Raw genomic sequence first — 14,496 nt, 5'->3', positions numbered from 1 at the left:
GCCAATCTTGCCCTCATGAGCCATTGAACGTGCATGTAGTGGCGCATAAAAAGGGTGTAAGTAAATATTAAAGCTTCGCAAATCCTGGCGCTTTTTGGGCAAAAACCGATTTTCGAAAAAGGTGACTTATGCTATACTAGCTGGTGGAAGCGGCTGGAAAAGCGGCGCGCTACAACGCCCTGGAAAGGGGCTTGCGCGTCCAAAATGGGAAATCATACCCTCGCCTGCGCGAGAGAGGGCTGCGCTTGAGGAGGCATGGCCCGCTTTGAGGGTACTGCTAGCTGGACATTGAGGGTCTGAACATTTTTTAGATCTACCTCTTGAGGAGGCATGGCCCGCTTTGAGGGTACTGCTAGACTACTGCCTTAAGCACATCAGGTTTTCTTCTGGTCTTGAGGAGGCATGGCCCGCTTTGAGGGTACTGCAAGCAGAGTCCAGTGATATCACGATGAGCGTCCTTAAGCCCTTGAGGAGGCATGGCCCGCTTTGAGGGTACTGCAAGCTGTACAGTCTCGACACCATTAACCAATAACCACACCCTTGAGGAGGCATGGCCCGCTTTGAGGGTACTGCAAGCCGGAACGGGACCTGTGTGATACTCGCTTAGAGCAAACTTGAGGAGGCATGGCCCGCTTTGAGGGTACTGCAAGATGTGGCATAACGGGGCTCTGGTATTTTATCGCTCATCTTGAGGAGGCATGGCCCGCTTTGAGGGTACTGCAAGGCTCCTGCTGCATTTCTTTGTAACGTGCATATCCAATGTTAAGGAGATATGGCACGCTTTGAGGGCACTGCAAGGTGATAATGAGGATTGATTAAAGCCTCGTGCTTCTGCGTTAGGGAGATATGGCACGCTTTGAGGGCACTGCTAGTCCTGTAACTGCTGATGCAGGAGCAAGGAAGCGTCGTTGAGGAGGCTTGGCCCGTTTTCAGGGTACTGCAAGTCGTCCACGGAGGATCGTCTCTATGCGTTCCTGCTTGAGTTAAGGTGAGATGGCCCGTTTTCAGGGTACTGCAAGTGTTCGCCAAAGAGGCATATAGCGCCAACGATTTGGTTAAGGAGATATGGCCCGTTTTCAGGGTACTGCAAGTGCAAGGGTGATACGGGAGTTGGCAGTATCATATGGTTAAGGAGATATGGCCCGCTTTCAGGGTACTGCTAGACTCCGCGAGCCTATCAATCATTTGATACAACCCAGTTGAGGAGGGATGGCCCGCTTTCAGGGTACTGCAAGTATGGAACAATCGAGGCGTACATTACGGTATACCGCGTTGTTAAGGAGGGATGGCCCGCTTTCAGGGTACTGCAAGCGGATCTGAGTCGAAGGAAGAAGCAGAGGAGGATTTTGCTTGAGGAGGCATGGCCCATTTTGTGGGTACTGCTAGACATATCATTTTTGCGGACACTTTCAGCGAGTTGAGTTAAGGTGAGATGGCCCGCTTTCAGGGTACTGCAAGGAAATTAATGGTCGCCGCTGATGCTAGCCCTTACCAGCGTTGAGAAGAGATGGCCCGCTTTGAGGATTCTGCAAGCATGTCGTACAGCTTGTATTCATCGAATAACAGTTCTGTTAAGGTGAGATGGCCCGCTTTCAGGGTACTGCAAGCCGTAGCCTTTGCTCGCCTCGCCTCTGGCAAAGTCGTTAAGGTGAGATGGCCCGTTTTCAGGGTACTGCAAGTTTTGCCGCCGGGCTTGTTCAAACAGTGCAGATGGCCGTTGAGGGGAGATGGCCCGCTTTGATGCCTTGCCTTTCTAGTGACACTTAAGAGGTCCATCCAGTTGAGGAGGCTTGGCCCGTTTTCAGGGTACTGCAAGGCTCAAGGGTATATCGACATCGTTGACGGCACTAATGTTAAGGAGATATGGCTCGCTTTGAGGATACTGCAAGAGGAAGAGCAGGATCGGTAGAGAGCACTGTTTGCAGTTAAGGAGACATGGCCCGCTTTCAGGGTACTGCAAGCGTAGCAGGTTACACCGCGCGCAATGAGGAAATCGCGCAGTTAGGGTGAGATGACCCGCTTTGAGGGTACTGCAAGGCTTCTCTCGACGGCGTGCCGGGTTGAAAAACAGATCTTGAGGAGGCATGACCCGCTTTGAGGGTACTGCAAGTGCAGCTGCTTAATATGAGCAGCAACTACAGCATGAATGGGTTAAGGTGAGATGGCCCGCTTTGAGGATTCTGCAAGTGTAGATCGAGCGTACTCAGCCAGGCGAGAAGAAGGAGTTAAGGTGAGATGGCCCGCTTTGAGGGTTCTGCAAGACAAGTAGAGCAGCTGCAAGAATCTTCCTCAGTCGGTCTTGAGGAGGCATGGTCCGCTTTGAGGAGGGTCGCAAGTAATTCATGAGCTGAGTTGAATTAATTATTAAATGCGTTTTTGCTGAAGATTATTCTTCCTTTCTAGAAGAATAGAGAGACAAGAGATGAAACGCTACGGCATCATTTTCGTCGCTGCTGGCCTGCTCATCGGGGGCTTCATTGGAAGCCTTATTCCCTTCGGGCATGGTTCAGCCCTGGGGATTGGCTGCATCGTGGGTGGCCTGCTCTGTGCTTTCCTTGTTGATTGGAAATGGCGCAAGATCATCGCTCCTCCAGATGCTACGCTTACCAGAGAGCAGATGGAGGCAACTCACAATAACAGCTATGAGGCTGAGGTTCAAATGCAACATACTGGCAGTGATTGGCGCAGTGGGATTGGAGGATTACGCTAAGCGCCCTTCATGCATTACTTGCGGCCCTCGTTTTGAGGGCACTGCAAGAATTGAAAGGCTACCTGGGTTGGTCGCTTAAGCAGTGTTAAGGAGATATGGCCCGCTTTGAGGGTTCTGCAAGATTTCGAGGATTGGTTGCTACAAGCAAATAAGGGGTTGTTAAGGAGATATGGCCCGTTTTGAGGGCACTGCAAGACTAGAATCCTCAATTGCCGCTGTGGGAGGCAGAAGAGGTGGAATGGTTTGTGATCATTCGCCACGCGCCACCTATGCGCCATCGTCGCAAAAGAGGACCGATACTGGTGATCCAATCTCCTCTGTGGGAGACGATCTATGAAGGAAGTAGCTGAACGAGCCGTTTGTCGCACACTCACGACACCACCGCGGCTCCCGGAAAGGTTCAAGATGGGGAAAAAGTACATCCTCTTCGATCATGATGGTGTTCTGGTGGATACCGAATTCTGGTATTACAAAGCAGGAGAACGCGCCCTGGCAGACATTGGTTTTACTTTGGACAAGGATCAATACTTGCGGGACATGAAAGACGGATTGGGCGCTTGGGCCCAAGCCAGGGCGGCAGGTATTGATGAGCAGACCATCAGCAGGCAGCGTGAGATTCGTAATGCGTATTATCAGGAATATCTGCGTACAGAGGCCATTGAGATTGAAGGCGTCGTTGAAACGCTTGCTGAACTAGCAAAATACGTCCGCATGGCTATCGTGACGACTGCAAAACGTGTGGATTTTGAAATTATCCATGAAAAGCGCCAAATAACACAATTTATGGAGTTCGTCCTTGTTCGCGAAGACTACCAGCTCGCTAAGCCGCACCCGGAACCATACCTGACTGGCTTAAAGCGCCTGGGAGCCACCAAAGAAGAGACACTGGTTGTAGAGGATTCATCAAGAGGGCTGACCTCAGCCGTGGCGGCTGGTATTGACTGTGCCATTGTCTCTAACGACTTTACAAAAGCCCAAGACTTTTCACAGGCAAGCTATAGAATCGAAACGCTGATTGAATTGAAGGATATCATTCTTCAAGGAACCTGAAAGAGCATGTACCAGTCTGAGATCTCGCATTATCTCCTTGAGCACATTCGGCTCTTGCAGCCAGCTAACAGATTTTTTTGCAAGGACACTACCACTATGTATTTTGAGAGGACTGTAAGGCCAGCCCCGACCGGTGCTTCTAGTGGTAACGCCATGGTTGAGGAGGCATGGCCCGTTTCGAGGGCACTGCAAGAGGTGCTTCAAGCTCGCTGTGAGCGCTAGATGCTCATGTTGAGGAGGCATGGCCCGTTTCGAGGGTAGAGCTTTTCCCTTCTCAAAAAAGGGATTGTTAAGGGCCAACTCACTTGCTCGCGACGAAGCTATTAACCGGGAACACCGACCGGATTGTTTACACATATTCAAGGTTTCCATTGCGATAAAATTGTGTCCTTGTCCTTCCCTCAAAGATCAGGTAAGCTAGCAAAAGAATTGCTTTTTGATAATAATGGCCCGAAATGCAGGTCTCCCCCGCTTTGGTGGAGTGGCAATTGCAGAGATACTCCTCCGCATTGGGAAAGAGTTGCATCATTCCAAAGTTTACAACTTTCAGTCTCATTGGCTATGATGAGCCGTCCCCGACATTCGCCAACTACCTTCGTACGTGTTTTCAATGAAGTGGAATGTTTAGGTTATCAAAACCTCTCAAAGGCTAGCAATTGACACCAGAAGATCTCGCGTTTTTAAAACTAGATCTTCTCCCTTCTTAAGGGAAATGGTTAACGCACGAAACATCTCAAGCTCTTAGCGTACCACACTACTGATCAGCAGGGTGCGTAAGATCCATTTTATTCGACAGACAACATCCACAAACCAGAAGCTCCCTCTAGCAAGGCATGTCCTTCTTGCTAAAACCTTTGTTTTTAGTGTAGGCTTTGCAGTGTCTGCTAGAAATTGATCGAGCGAGGAGAAGTACCTCTATGGCATCACGACCATTGCGCACCAGCGATATCGCCAGAGAGCTTGGGGTCCACGTCAATACCATCAGGCTCTATGAATCATGGGGCTATTTTTCAGACATTCCACGCGGCACCAATGGATATCGCCAGTTCTCAACCCTGCACCTCGAACAAGCACGTCTTGCCCATCTCACTCTGAGTACCCCCTATCTGGGAGACAAAAACCTGCTTATTGATCTGGTGAAATACGCTGCCCATGGGGACTTTGCTCAGGCCCTGGAGCAGGCATACCGCTACCTCGCGTATGTGCGCATGGAAATCACTACTACTGAGGCTGCTCTTGAGTTTCTTGAGCGCTGGGCAGTAGGACAGATACGAGAAACAACGCATCAAAAAATGCATATCCGCCAAGCGGCTCAGTATCTCAATGTCACGGTAGACATGCTGCGGAACTGGGAACGCAACGGCTTGATCACGGTTCCCCGCGACTCCTCCAATGGCTATCGTCTCTATGGACCTTCCGAATTTGGACGCATCCGCGTCATCCGAACTCTGGTGCAATCAGGATACAGCCTCATGGCGATTCTCCGCATGCTCCAACAATTTGATGCCGGTCACACCGAGAATCTGCATGCTACGCTGGAGATTCCGCGTGAGGAGAGCGATGTCGAATATATCGAGATCATCGCGGATCGCTGGCATTCAACCTTGCTGGAACTGGAAAACCGAGCGCAAGCAATTATTCGCCAGCTCGGTTCTCTCATTGAGATGACTCATGCCTCATAGAACAGCGCAATTCTCCCTTGCTCAAACCCTACAACATCACTCCAACCCTGGATAATGGCAATGCGTGTCAAAACGACACACACAAAGCTAGTGGAGCACCTCACTGAGTGCTTGCTCCAATCCAGAAGGAGGAAACATGACCAGGATCAATGATCAGCATGAAGCCGAAGGCTCTGCTCTGGCAGTTGAAGCCCCTATTCCCCAACACCAGTTCTACGTTGCGCCTCAAGGTAAGGACTGCTGGCCCGGCACTTACGCGCAACCCTTCGCTACACTTCAACAAGCACAACAGCATGTACGAGCGAACACCGCAAATCAGAGATCAGATATTATCGTCAACCTTCGCGCAGGTACCTACTTCCTTGCAACGCCATTGCAATTCCTGGCCGCCTCGGGAGACTCTGGCGAGCATGGCTATGACGTCATCTATCAGGCATATGGCTACGGAACAAACAAGCAAGAACATGTTGTACTCAGTGGGGGACGCGAGATTTCGGGCTGGCAACCCTACGACGAAGATTCTGCTATCTGGCAGGCTGAGGTTGGTGATCTAAACACTCGCCAGCTCTTTGTAGACGGTCAACAGGCACAGAGGGCATCGTTACCATCCATTCCAACGCTCACTAGAACGGAAACCGGCTATGTCGTGCACGATACGACTCCTCAGTCCTGGCGCAGCCCGGCAGATATCGAGTTCGTGTACCAGGGAATCTATCCCTGGTCCTCTGCCCGATGTGGCGTTGCTAGTATCACTGGCGACCAGCACTCCACTACAATCACAATGGATCAGCCTGCTTTCAGCTGGGCCAACCAGCTCTATACTGTTGAAGGCCGAGATCGTGCAAACTGGACCGGCCTGGGCTCGCCAACAGCCATCGAGAACAGTGTGAGCTTTCTGACACAGCCGGGTACCTTCGCCCTCGACCGCTCCCGACCAGGACATCACATCCTGTTCTACATGCCACGTCCTGGTGAAGACCTTGCACGCGTAAGCGTTATAGCTCCGCTCCTTGAGACACTGGTAAGCGGTCAGGGAACAGCAGAGGCACCACTCCACAACCTTTCGCTACGAGGAATCACCTTCGCTCATGCTACCTGGTTGCAACCCAGCAAGCCAGAGGGCTTCCTGCACTATCACGGAATTACCTACTATAACGGTGGGCATATCGAGACAGTCATCTATGATCCGGAAACACAGTCGTCAGTGACGGTTCCCAGTGATCCGGCACGGATGCCAGGCAATGTCACCTTCTCATCTGCGACTCACATTCTTATCGAGGGATGTCGCTTCTCACACCTGGGAGCCAATGCCCTGGAGTTCTCCAAAGATTGTCAAGACAACTTGATACGAGGAAACGTGATTCACGACGTCTCGGCTGCAGGCATCGTCATCGGAACAGGTGCTTCTTCGAGAGAGAATCGTGGCAACCGGATCGAGAATAACTGGGTCCACCACACCGGACTTGAGTATCATGGATCACCAGCGATCTACCTTGCAGAAACCCAGGACTCGACAATCGTCCATAACCAGATCAACGATGTGCCTCACTGCGGCATCGTTGTCTATGGCGGATCGACCGCACGTAATACCTCTGTGCTCAACAACCTGGTGTTCAATACGATGAAGGTGCTGGCGGACGGAGGAGGAATCTATATCTCCAGCAACCAGGGCGCATCTTTTGCGAGTGGCACAGTGGTACGCGGCAACGTCATCCATGACACCATCACATCATACAACTTCGGGCTCTACGTCGACTATGGAGCCTCCTGGGTGACTATGCAGGCCAATGTCGTCTATAACAGCGACACGCCAACCGCCTTGCAAGTCGAACCCCCACTTCAGCATGTGGCGTTCATTGGCAATTTCTGGGATATGAATCCCGACGGTTATGACAATCCACCAGAATATGTCACAGTCGCAGGCAATACACGCCTTCCAAGAGACGGTTTCGAGCCAGCTCTGCTTGACAATCCTGCCAGTGCTGACATCGTGACCAATGCTGGCCTTGAGCCTTCTTACCTTCATCTATTGCAAATGTAGGTCACTTTTTCGCGAGGTTGCCCGGACATCAGCGTTGTAAGCTGATCTCTTTGCGCAAGGCCGGGCAACAAGCGGAAAATGCTTGGTACACCAGCTCCGGCTCTGGTTGCATCCCTTCGATCCATTGAAGAATCGCAATGGAAACTTTTAATGTGTGTAAACAATCATATCGGTGGGTGTCGTAATGGGGCTCGCGCCCCAAATTCTCCTTTCCTGCTCGACAGCAACGAGATGGGGAAAATGAGAGCTGGAAAGCCACGAGCTGCAGATTAGCAAGTTGACAAAGAGCGTGTGGTGCTATATACTCTCCATTGGTTGATAGGTTTAAACCAATCTACTAATGGAGAGTAGCGTGCTTGACATTCCTAAGATGACCCGGCTACTGACCGCGCTGGGGGAGCCAGCCCGCTTAGAAATCATCGATCAGCTAGCCAAGCAAGAACAGATGAATGTTGGCGATCTGGCCAGCAAGTTCAGTCTGAGTCGCCCAACGATCTCTCATCATCTCAAAATTTTGAAGGAGGCCGGGGTGGTTCAGGCCGAAAAGAGCGGCCAAGAAACATACTATCGAGTCAATCGAGACATGCTTATTCTTGGCTTGCAAGATATAGCAGATACCCTTAAGCGCTGCTGGACCCACACAGAGCCATAAAGAGCTTTTTTTGTCAAGATCGGTAGATTAGTTTAAACATATCTAAATGTCAATCGACAGAATGGTGAAAAAAGTAGAAAGCAGGAACTCAAAATCATGCCTCAGCCCCAAAAGATTGCCCTGATCACCGGCGCCAACCAGGGGATCGGCTTAGAAGTGGCGCGCCAACTCGGGAAGCAGAACATACTTGTCCTGATCGGCTCACGCAATTGGACGCGGGGAAAAGAGGCCGCACAGCAGCTAGTAGCAGAGAGGATCGAGGCTCAGGCCATACAGTTAGATGTTACTGATCAGCAGAGCATTGAAGAGGCAGCCCGGCAAATCAACGATAGCTACGGCAGACTTGATATTCTGGTCAACAACGCGGCCATTGCCCCTGTTCAAGACAGCCAACCAAAAGAAAGGCCATTGGATAAGATTCGTGCGATCTTCGAGACCAATGTCTTTGGCTTATTTGCCGTGACTCAGGCCATGCTCCCTTTGCTGCATCGTTCTAGCGCCGGACGTATCGTCAACGTGTCAAGCGGCCTGGCTTCGTTGGGCACGCTTAGTAACGCGCCAGCAGCAGCTCTGCGCCCATTTAGCTGGCCCTATCCTTCATCCAAGACAGCCGTGAATAGCATTACCATTTTTCTGGCCAAACAATTGGAGCAGAGCGCCATTAAGGTAAATGCTGTTGATCCGGGACGGACGGCGACGGCAATGAACCCGCAGGCCACACGCACTCCCGCGCAAGCGGCCCAGACGATTGTGCATTACGCAACCTTAGCAAGCGATGGACCCAGCGGAGGATTTTTTGGCGAGGCTGGTTCGCTGCCCTGGTAAGCTGCACCTCACAAATGAGGCAATAGCAATATAAATTATATCTCCCTCTTTTTTGATTTCCTCGCATGAGAGGGAGATACACGCTCTATCTGCGCAAGAGCTACCTGTCCCATCAAATCCCCTCTAGCATATCCAGGATAGGGCCACGTACCGGTGTGCGCTTGAATTGGCGATCCTGGGCAAAGATGCGCACGGGCATACCAGGTTTTGCCCGCATAGTGAAATCAACAGAGAGCTTCAGATTGGGTCGCAGGGCCAGACGATAGCGCTGGAGCATTATCGCGAGCACGATCTTTAATTCTTGCATAGCAAACGGGGCAGCAATACACCTATGCTGTCCCGCACTGAAAGGCAGATACTCATAGGGCGAAGGCTCCAGCGTCAACCAGCGCTCAGGCCGAAAGCGATTTGGCTCCGTATAGAGCTCGGGCAGGCGATGGGTGAGAAACTCGCTGTACACAATAGTGGTGCCTGCCGCAAGCTCGTAGCCACCCAGCTCACACGTGCTCATCGCGATTCTCTTACCGATTATCGCGGGTGGGAACAAGCGCAGACCCTCCTTGATCACGCCTTCCAGTAGCGGCAATTGAGACAGTTGCGCGCTGGTTGGGGGCGCACCATGCAATTTTTCATCAAGTTCAGCGAGCAGATTGGCGAGGATGTGCGGATGCTGCATCAGCAGAAAATTTGTCCAGGTCAGGGCATTGGCGATTGTCTGGTAAGCAGTAGTATAGAAAGCAAAGACCTGGCCGATCACTTGATCGTCAGTGAGCTTCTCGCCGACCTCATCATGGCTCTGACTCAGCACTGTTAGCATATCTGTCGCTTCCGCCTGGCCCCGCTTCTGCTCAATGAGCTCCCTCATCTCCGTGGCAAACTTTTGCGCGAGCTGCAAGGCCTGGCGATATGGCAAACCAGGAAAATCTATGGGCAATCCCGCGCCCAGGGCCATAACTTTCGTTAGTTTGTGGATCTGTGCGCGCAGCCGTGCTACCTTTTCGTCGTCAGCAAGCCCGAACAACGTTTTGTCAACCACATTCTGAGTGAGCCGCTGCATCTCTCGTGCCAGGTCAAGTTCACGCCCAATCCCCCAGCTATCAAGCAAGCTTTGCGTCTGCTCAACTATATCACGATGGTAGTTTACAATCTGCCTCTCATGGAAGGCTGGCATCATCAAATGGCGCTGCCGCTGATGTGGCTCGCCATCCAAATGCTGCAAATTATTGCGCAAGATGTGCGTAAACGCGGTCCCGCGCGGGACCTTCTCAAAAGACTTCTCACTGCTTGCATAGAAAAGATCAGGGTTGGAGAGCAGGCTAAAATTATGCTGAGGACCAAAGGCGAAGACAAGCATGGGATTATTCCTCGTCAGCACAACGATATCGCCATAGGTCGTATACAACTCTCGTAAACGCACAAATGGATGCAAGTAAAGCTGAAGTAAATGCATTTTCGCGCCAAGCAGGGGAAGACCCTGCGGACCGGGGAGAGACGATCTGGGACGCGGAACGGCGGTATCTGTCACCATCATGTACCTCCAAAGAGTGGCATTTATCCTCAAATAGTCAGCGCACGATTATAGGCACGCCCGGATCAAAAAGACCATCAAGCGTGCAATCTCTAGCTGTCAGCAATTTTGTCTTGCTATCATAGAGTGAAGAACCTGAGCTCATCTTGCACATTCTTGCGAATATGTTAAAAAGGCGCTGAGATTGAGCGATCGTGGCGATAGACACGCGGAGTGAGGTTGAGGTGATGTTTGAACACACGCGTCAGATGGCTCTGATTGGAAAAACCGCTTTCTAAGGCAACCTGCGCTAGCGGAACATCTGTCTCTCTTAGCAACTTTTTGGCCCGCTCGATCCGCTGTTGCTTCACGAATTGGTGGGGACTCTTTCCAGTTGTTTCCTGGAATAAGCGCGCAAAGTGATACGGACTGAAGCCAACTTGCTGAGCGAGGGTCTCAAGCGAGAGGTTTTCGCTCAGGTGAGCAAGGATGAAGTCAACGAGATGATTCATCTGACGAGGAGTGAAGCCCTGAGAACGCTCCTGTATATCTATTGAGAAAGCAGTATAATGGCGCAAGAGGTGAACAGCAAGCATCTGGGCAGCAGCCTGCCCATAGAGTTTCCCGGCCGGAGCAGATTGCTCCAATTCCCGCCAGAGCGCAAGCGCGAGCTGGCTCAGCAAGGGGTCATGGAAGCCAGCATGCCCGATGAGATCGAGGCGCGCAGGATCGTGTTTTGTCAGTTCCTGGGCAGTGCGAGAAAGCAGTTCCTGGCTTAGATGGATATAGAGCAAATGAAGCGGCTCCGAGGAAAGGCCCTTCCAATGCAGCTCGGAAGCAGTTGTCACGCCAGGTTGCAGCAGTAAATCTCCCTGGTAAAAGCTTTTCCCGCTCCAGGACCCATTGACGGGCCGATGCTCCATATGAAGAGATCCGCGCGCGACCAGGATCAGGGAGCTATCGGGCGAACCCGGACCGCTCCACTCAAGCTCAGCTGGCTCATGATAAGCCTGCACGGCGATTCCCTCCCACCCCAACTCTTGACTGGAAGCCAGCAGTTTTGGCAAAGGAGGCGCATTATCAGACGCTTTGGTTGCTCCCTCCTGGGAAATTGGTAACTTCTCAGGCATAATGGTTGCTCCCTCTCTTAATTTGATGCTTTGCACGCGCTTTCATCGCTAAGCCGATTGGACCAATCGAAGATCTGACTGATCCGTGTCCTGAGAAAACTTCTACCGCTATTGTAGCCGAAAGCGCAGAAATTCCGCAAGATCTGCATCCCCATCTGGGCTTAGTGGGAGCCTTTGTATAAGCGATTTTAGCGCGTTGTGCATCCCGTGGGAGTTTGGTACCTTCGGTACGCTGTACGCAATTTGAAAGTAGATAGGGCCCAGATTACGAGAGCGCCAGCTTTTGAAGAGAGGAAATAAGCAAGCCAGCAACCAGGCCGAAACCTATTCAATAATTTCCGTTTCAAATCGTGGGTCCCAGACGACTTCCCACAAGTGGCCATCAGGATCTTGGAAATACCCCGAATAAATACCCCAGGGGCGATCATGTGCTTGATCAGTGATAAGAGCTCCCGCTTGCCTGGCCTGCTCCATCACCGCATCTACTTCGGCCTTATTTTTAAGGTAGTGACCAACGGTGCATTCTGTGGCATTTGGTACACTCAAAGGGACCTTTGCATCGAATGCCAGGTCATTGCGGGGGTAAATAGCCAGCTTTAAACCATGCTGGAGGTCGAAAAGAGCTAACGCACCATGCTCAAATTCTCTGCCAATAATTCCTTGGGTTGGCAAACCAAGTCCATCACGATAAAACTGGAGAGATTTTTCCAAATCGTTGACGCCTAAGGTAATTACTGTCACTCTTGGCTTCATGTTTTCGTCCTTTGCTTCTTCCTGTTCGATCTCGACCCCATGATCTTCTCTGGAAAACGTTCTTTTGCTAGTCCAGTTCCATGATAGGCTCTACAAAGTTTCATAATCAAGCTCTTGAGTGCAATTACGTTTTCAAGGATGCGAGTGGTTGTAGCCCGTCTGGACATCTCGCGTTAGCCAGTTTGAAAGATCCATTGGTGTAAACTACCGGTCTTTCTCGTATAAAATGGCGCGCTCTCTCGAAAATCGCTTCTGGAACAACTTCATTCTTTCTCACATGACATGGCGCGACGTTCACATATGAGCTACAGATGCAAATTTTGTTCATTGCCTCGAAAAACCGCTCAATATTTGGCTTCTCCTCTCGACAGATTTCAATGAAGTGAACTATGCTTGCTCCCTACATCGCCAAATTGGATATTTTCCTGCCGCCCCAAAAATTGCGGGGCGCTGTTGACATACTGCTGTCACTGCGCTCGGCTATACTAGCAGAAGAGAAAAGGAAACAAGCGAAAAACTTTGCCGCGTCTTGACGAAAGGGAGGAGTGCAAAAAGATGTGGTCGCTCGTTTCCAAAATATCAAACGCTACCTGGAAACTGGCACAACATTGCGCAATACCTGGTAAAGCCATAGCTTTAGAGAGAGGAATGAGGCTGTTGCGCGTCTTGGGAATGATCCTGGTAAAAGCGTTTCTCCTCTCTCTTCTCACAAGGCCAGCAAGATTCTGTGCTCTCAAGGGCAAGTGTAACCTAAGGGAGGTCGGAAATGCGACAAGTTTCAGGCAGGTGTTGGCGTATCTCTCACCTATCTTGGCGGCCCGCTTCTAATCCGCTGGCGCATCGCTTCAAGCGGCCAATCCGTCCAGCTTCCCCAGCGTTCAGGCAAGATCTTTTCGATCCACCACGTAACTCCTACCTGCTGGTACGCAGCAACTATATCGCGATCTTTAGCACGATTCGTACCTGAAGTGAAACCGGAGTGAACCACCTCGAAAGGAGCGCTATATCCTGGCTGGGATCTAACATAGTTGACCATTTCCTCCATCTGTTCAGGTGTAAGCATCGCGGTAAGGGAAATATTACGCCCAAGGGGAGCGACGCCATCCCAACGGGCCGCTCGCCGCATAGGCGCTTTCGCCGGCCATTCGCCGGCCACCCAGATAGGTATGCGCGGAGACTGAACCGGGCGTGGCAAAAATTGCGCCTCTTTGATATGGTAATACTTTCCTTCAAAGCGATACGGCTCACCACGCCAGAGCCCGGTAAGCACTTCAAGGCTCTCATCAAGCATACCAGCCAGCGTTTTCGGGTCCGTCGCTTCGCCTAACGCCTCAAAGTCGAAGTAGCTACCTCCCGATCCAACGCCTAATATAAGTCGTCCCGAAGACAGATGATCAAGAGATAGGGTTTGGCGCGCGATTATCCAGGGTCGGCGGCGGGGCAGCAAGGCCACAAGCGGCCCCAGGCGAATCGTGTGTGTACGAAGTGCGATAGCCGTTAGAGCGATCCAGGGATCGATCATAGGATCAAGAGTGGGAGAAAGCGTGGTCCTGGACACCTGGTCCCAGAGAAAGATACCATCCCAGCCAGCCTCTTCCGCCTCATGGGCCAGATCGGCAAGAACCCTCACCTCTCCATAGGGTCCAAAAATGGGAACGTGTATTCCATACTGCATAATTGACTCCCTTTCACGATAATCATTTGAGCAACTCACACATTTATTTCTCTGTCTTCACGGCCTCAACTACCTCTTGCAGGTGAACGAACTGAAAAGAGCTGACAAGTGCTAATCTCTTATCAAATACACTGACAGCACTTTATCCAACCCTTTGAGAAGCAGCTTTCGCTTTTCAAACTCCACTATACCGAAAACATATGAGATCTTAATAATATTCTCTTTTCTGGCCTATAACGATGCTCAGAGGCCGTGAGTCAATTGCCAGGTCAGCTCTTGCCCATTCTAGAATAGCCGGGCCGACTCGGCCACGACATTTCCCTGACATTTCTCTCAAAGCTCAATTATTGGAAACACTGCTATAGTCTCCATCAATAATTCCGCCAATGAATATTGATACAAAAAACAAGAATTTCAATAGCAGAAAAAAGCTCATGAGAGGCATGCGAGCAAAGGGATTCCCAGGGTTTT

Annotated in this window: 11 protein-coding genes and 1 CRISPR repeat array; of the genes, 7 read left to right on the top strand and 4 right to left on the bottom strand. The window is 51.1% G+C overall.

The window, feature by feature from the left end:
• Window positions 1-244 precede the first annotated feature (244 nt).
• A CRISPR array of direct repeats spans window positions 245-798; the repeat unit is 37 nt; unit sequence CTTGAGGAGGCATGGCCCGCTTTGAGGGTACTGCAAG.
• 1,624 nt (window positions 799-2,422) lie between these two features.
• From EPA93_RS06960 to EPA93_RS06935, 7 genes are all read left to right on the top strand, one after another.
• On the top strand, window positions 2,423-2,710 hold the full coding sequence (locus tag EPA93_RS06960; RefSeq protein WP_129886354.1) for a hypothetical protein: 288 nt from the start codon (window positions 2,423-2,425) through the stop codon (window positions 2,708-2,710).
• Window positions 2,711-2,879: 169 nt separating this feature from the next.
• Complete coding sequence (locus tag EPA93_RS48235) at window positions 2,880-3,047, top strand: hypothetical protein (RefSeq protein WP_165422932.1); 168 nt, start codon at window positions 2,880-2,882, stop codon at window positions 3,045-3,047.
• Between the two features lie 68 nt (window positions 3,048-3,115).
• Window positions 3,116-3,760: an HAD family hydrolase gene (locus EPA93_RS06955; protein ID WP_129894456.1), complete on the top strand. Its 645-nt coding sequence runs from the start codon at window positions 3,116-3,118 to the stop codon at window positions 3,758-3,760.
• Between the two features lie 917 nt (window positions 3,761-4,677).
• Entirely contained in the window at window positions 4,678-5,442 is a 765-nt protein-coding gene (locus tag EPA93_RS06950; protein ID WP_129886353.1) for a MerR family transcriptional regulator, read from the top strand.
• Window positions 5,443-5,578: 136 nt separating this feature from the next.
• Window positions 5,579-7,483 carry a right-handed parallel beta-helix repeat-containing protein gene (locus EPA93_RS06945; protein WP_207229469.1) on the top strand — a complete coding sequence of 635 codons (1,905 nt, stop codon included), beginning with the start codon at window positions 5,579-5,581 and terminating at the stop codon, window positions 7,481-7,483.
• Window positions 7,484-7,835: 352 nt separating this feature from the next.
• Window positions 7,836-8,135 carry an ArsR/SmtB family transcription factor gene (locus EPA93_RS06940; protein ID WP_165422931.1) on the top strand — a complete coding sequence of 100 codons (300 nt, stop codon included), beginning with the start codon at window positions 7,836-7,838 and terminating at the stop codon, window positions 8,133-8,135.
• Window positions 8,136-8,231: 96 nt separating this feature from the next.
• Window positions 8,232-8,960, top strand: a complete 729-nt coding sequence (locus EPA93_RS06935) for an SDR family oxidoreductase (RefSeq protein WP_129886351.1) — start codon at window positions 8,232-8,234, stop codon at window positions 8,958-8,960.
• Window positions 8,961-9,072: 112 nt separating this feature from the next.
• On the opposite strand, the gene EPA93_RS06930 is transcribed toward EPA93_RS06935, so the two are convergent.
• The 4 genes from EPA93_RS06930 to EPA93_RS06915 form a co-directional block, all read right to left on the bottom strand.
• A complete protein-coding gene (locus EPA93_RS06930) occupies window positions 9,073-10,491 on the bottom strand; it encodes a cytochrome P450 (protein WP_242527338.1) in 1,419 nt (472 codons plus the stop codon).
• 164 nt (window positions 10,492-10,655) lie between these two features.
• Window positions 10,656-11,597, bottom strand: coding sequence for a helix-turn-helix domain-containing protein (locus tag EPA93_RS06925; RefSeq protein ID WP_129886350.1), 942 nt, complete (start codon window positions 11,595-11,597; stop codon window positions 10,656-10,658).
• Between the two features lie 324 nt (window positions 11,598-11,921).
• Window positions 11,922-12,350, bottom strand: a complete 429-nt coding sequence (locus EPA93_RS06920; RefSeq protein ID WP_129886349.1) for a VOC family protein — start codon at window positions 12,348-12,350, stop codon at window positions 11,922-11,924.
• Between the two features lie 805 nt (window positions 12,351-13,155).
• The gene (locus EPA93_RS06915) at window positions 13,156-14,025 is read right to left on the bottom strand and encodes an LLM class flavin-dependent oxidoreductase (protein WP_129886348.1); all 870 of its coding nucleotides are present in this window, start codon (window positions 14,023-14,025) and stop codon (window positions 13,156-13,158) included.
• Window positions 14,026-14,496: the final 471 nt, after the last annotated feature.

The sequence above is a fragment of the Ktedonosporobacter rubrisoli genome, from assembly GCF_004208415.1.
In the GTDB taxonomy this organism is placed as follows: Bacteria; Chloroflexota; Ktedonobacteria; order Ktedonobacterales; family Ktedonobacteraceae; genus Ktedonosporobacter; species Ktedonosporobacter rubrisoli.
Note: the sequence above shows the minus strand (reverse complement) of the source record. Positions and strands in the feature narration are given on the sequence as shown.

What these genes read in the sequence shown, in the direction of transcription:
- EPA93_RS06925 (WP_129886350.1), bottom strand. Translation starts at nt 11,597, where the DNA reads ATGCCTGAGAAGTTACCAATTTCCCAGGAGGGAGCAACCAAAGCGTCT.
- EPA93_RS06945 (WP_207229469.1), top strand. Translation starts at nt 5,579, where the DNA reads ATGACCAGGATCAATGATCAGCATGAAGCCGAAGGCTCTGCTCTGGCA.
- EPA93_RS06915 (WP_129886348.1), bottom strand. Translation starts at nt 14,025, where the DNA reads ATGCAGTATGGAATACACGTTCCCATTTTTGGACCCTATGGAGAGGTG.
- EPA93_RS06955 (WP_129894456.1), top strand. Translation starts at nt 3,116, where the DNA reads ATGGGGAAAAAGTACATCCTCTTCGATCATGATGGTGTTCTGGTGGAT.
- EPA93_RS06935 (WP_129886351.1), top strand. Translation starts at nt 8,232, where the DNA reads ATGCCTCAGCCCCAAAAGATTGCCCTGATCACCGGCGCCAACCAGGGG.
- EPA93_RS06960 (WP_129886354.1), top strand. Translation starts at nt 2,423, where the DNA reads ATGAAACGCTACGGCATCATTTTCGTCGCTGCTGGCCTGCTCATCGGG.
- EPA93_RS06930 (WP_242527338.1), bottom strand. Translation starts at nt 10,491, where the DNA reads ATGATGGTGACAGATACCGCCGTTCCGCGTCCCAGATCGTCTCTCCCC.
- EPA93_RS48235 (WP_165422932.1), top strand. Translation starts at nt 2,880, where the DNA reads ATGGCCCGTTTTGAGGGCACTGCAAGACTAGAATCCTCAATTGCCGCT.
- EPA93_RS06920 (WP_129886349.1), bottom strand. Translation starts at nt 12,350, where the DNA reads ATGAAGCCAAGAGTGACAGTAATTACCTTAGGCGTCAACGATTTGGAA.
- EPA93_RS06950 (WP_129886353.1), top strand. Translation starts at nt 4,678, where the DNA reads ATGGCATCACGACCATTGCGCACCAGCGATATCGCCAGAGAGCTTGGG.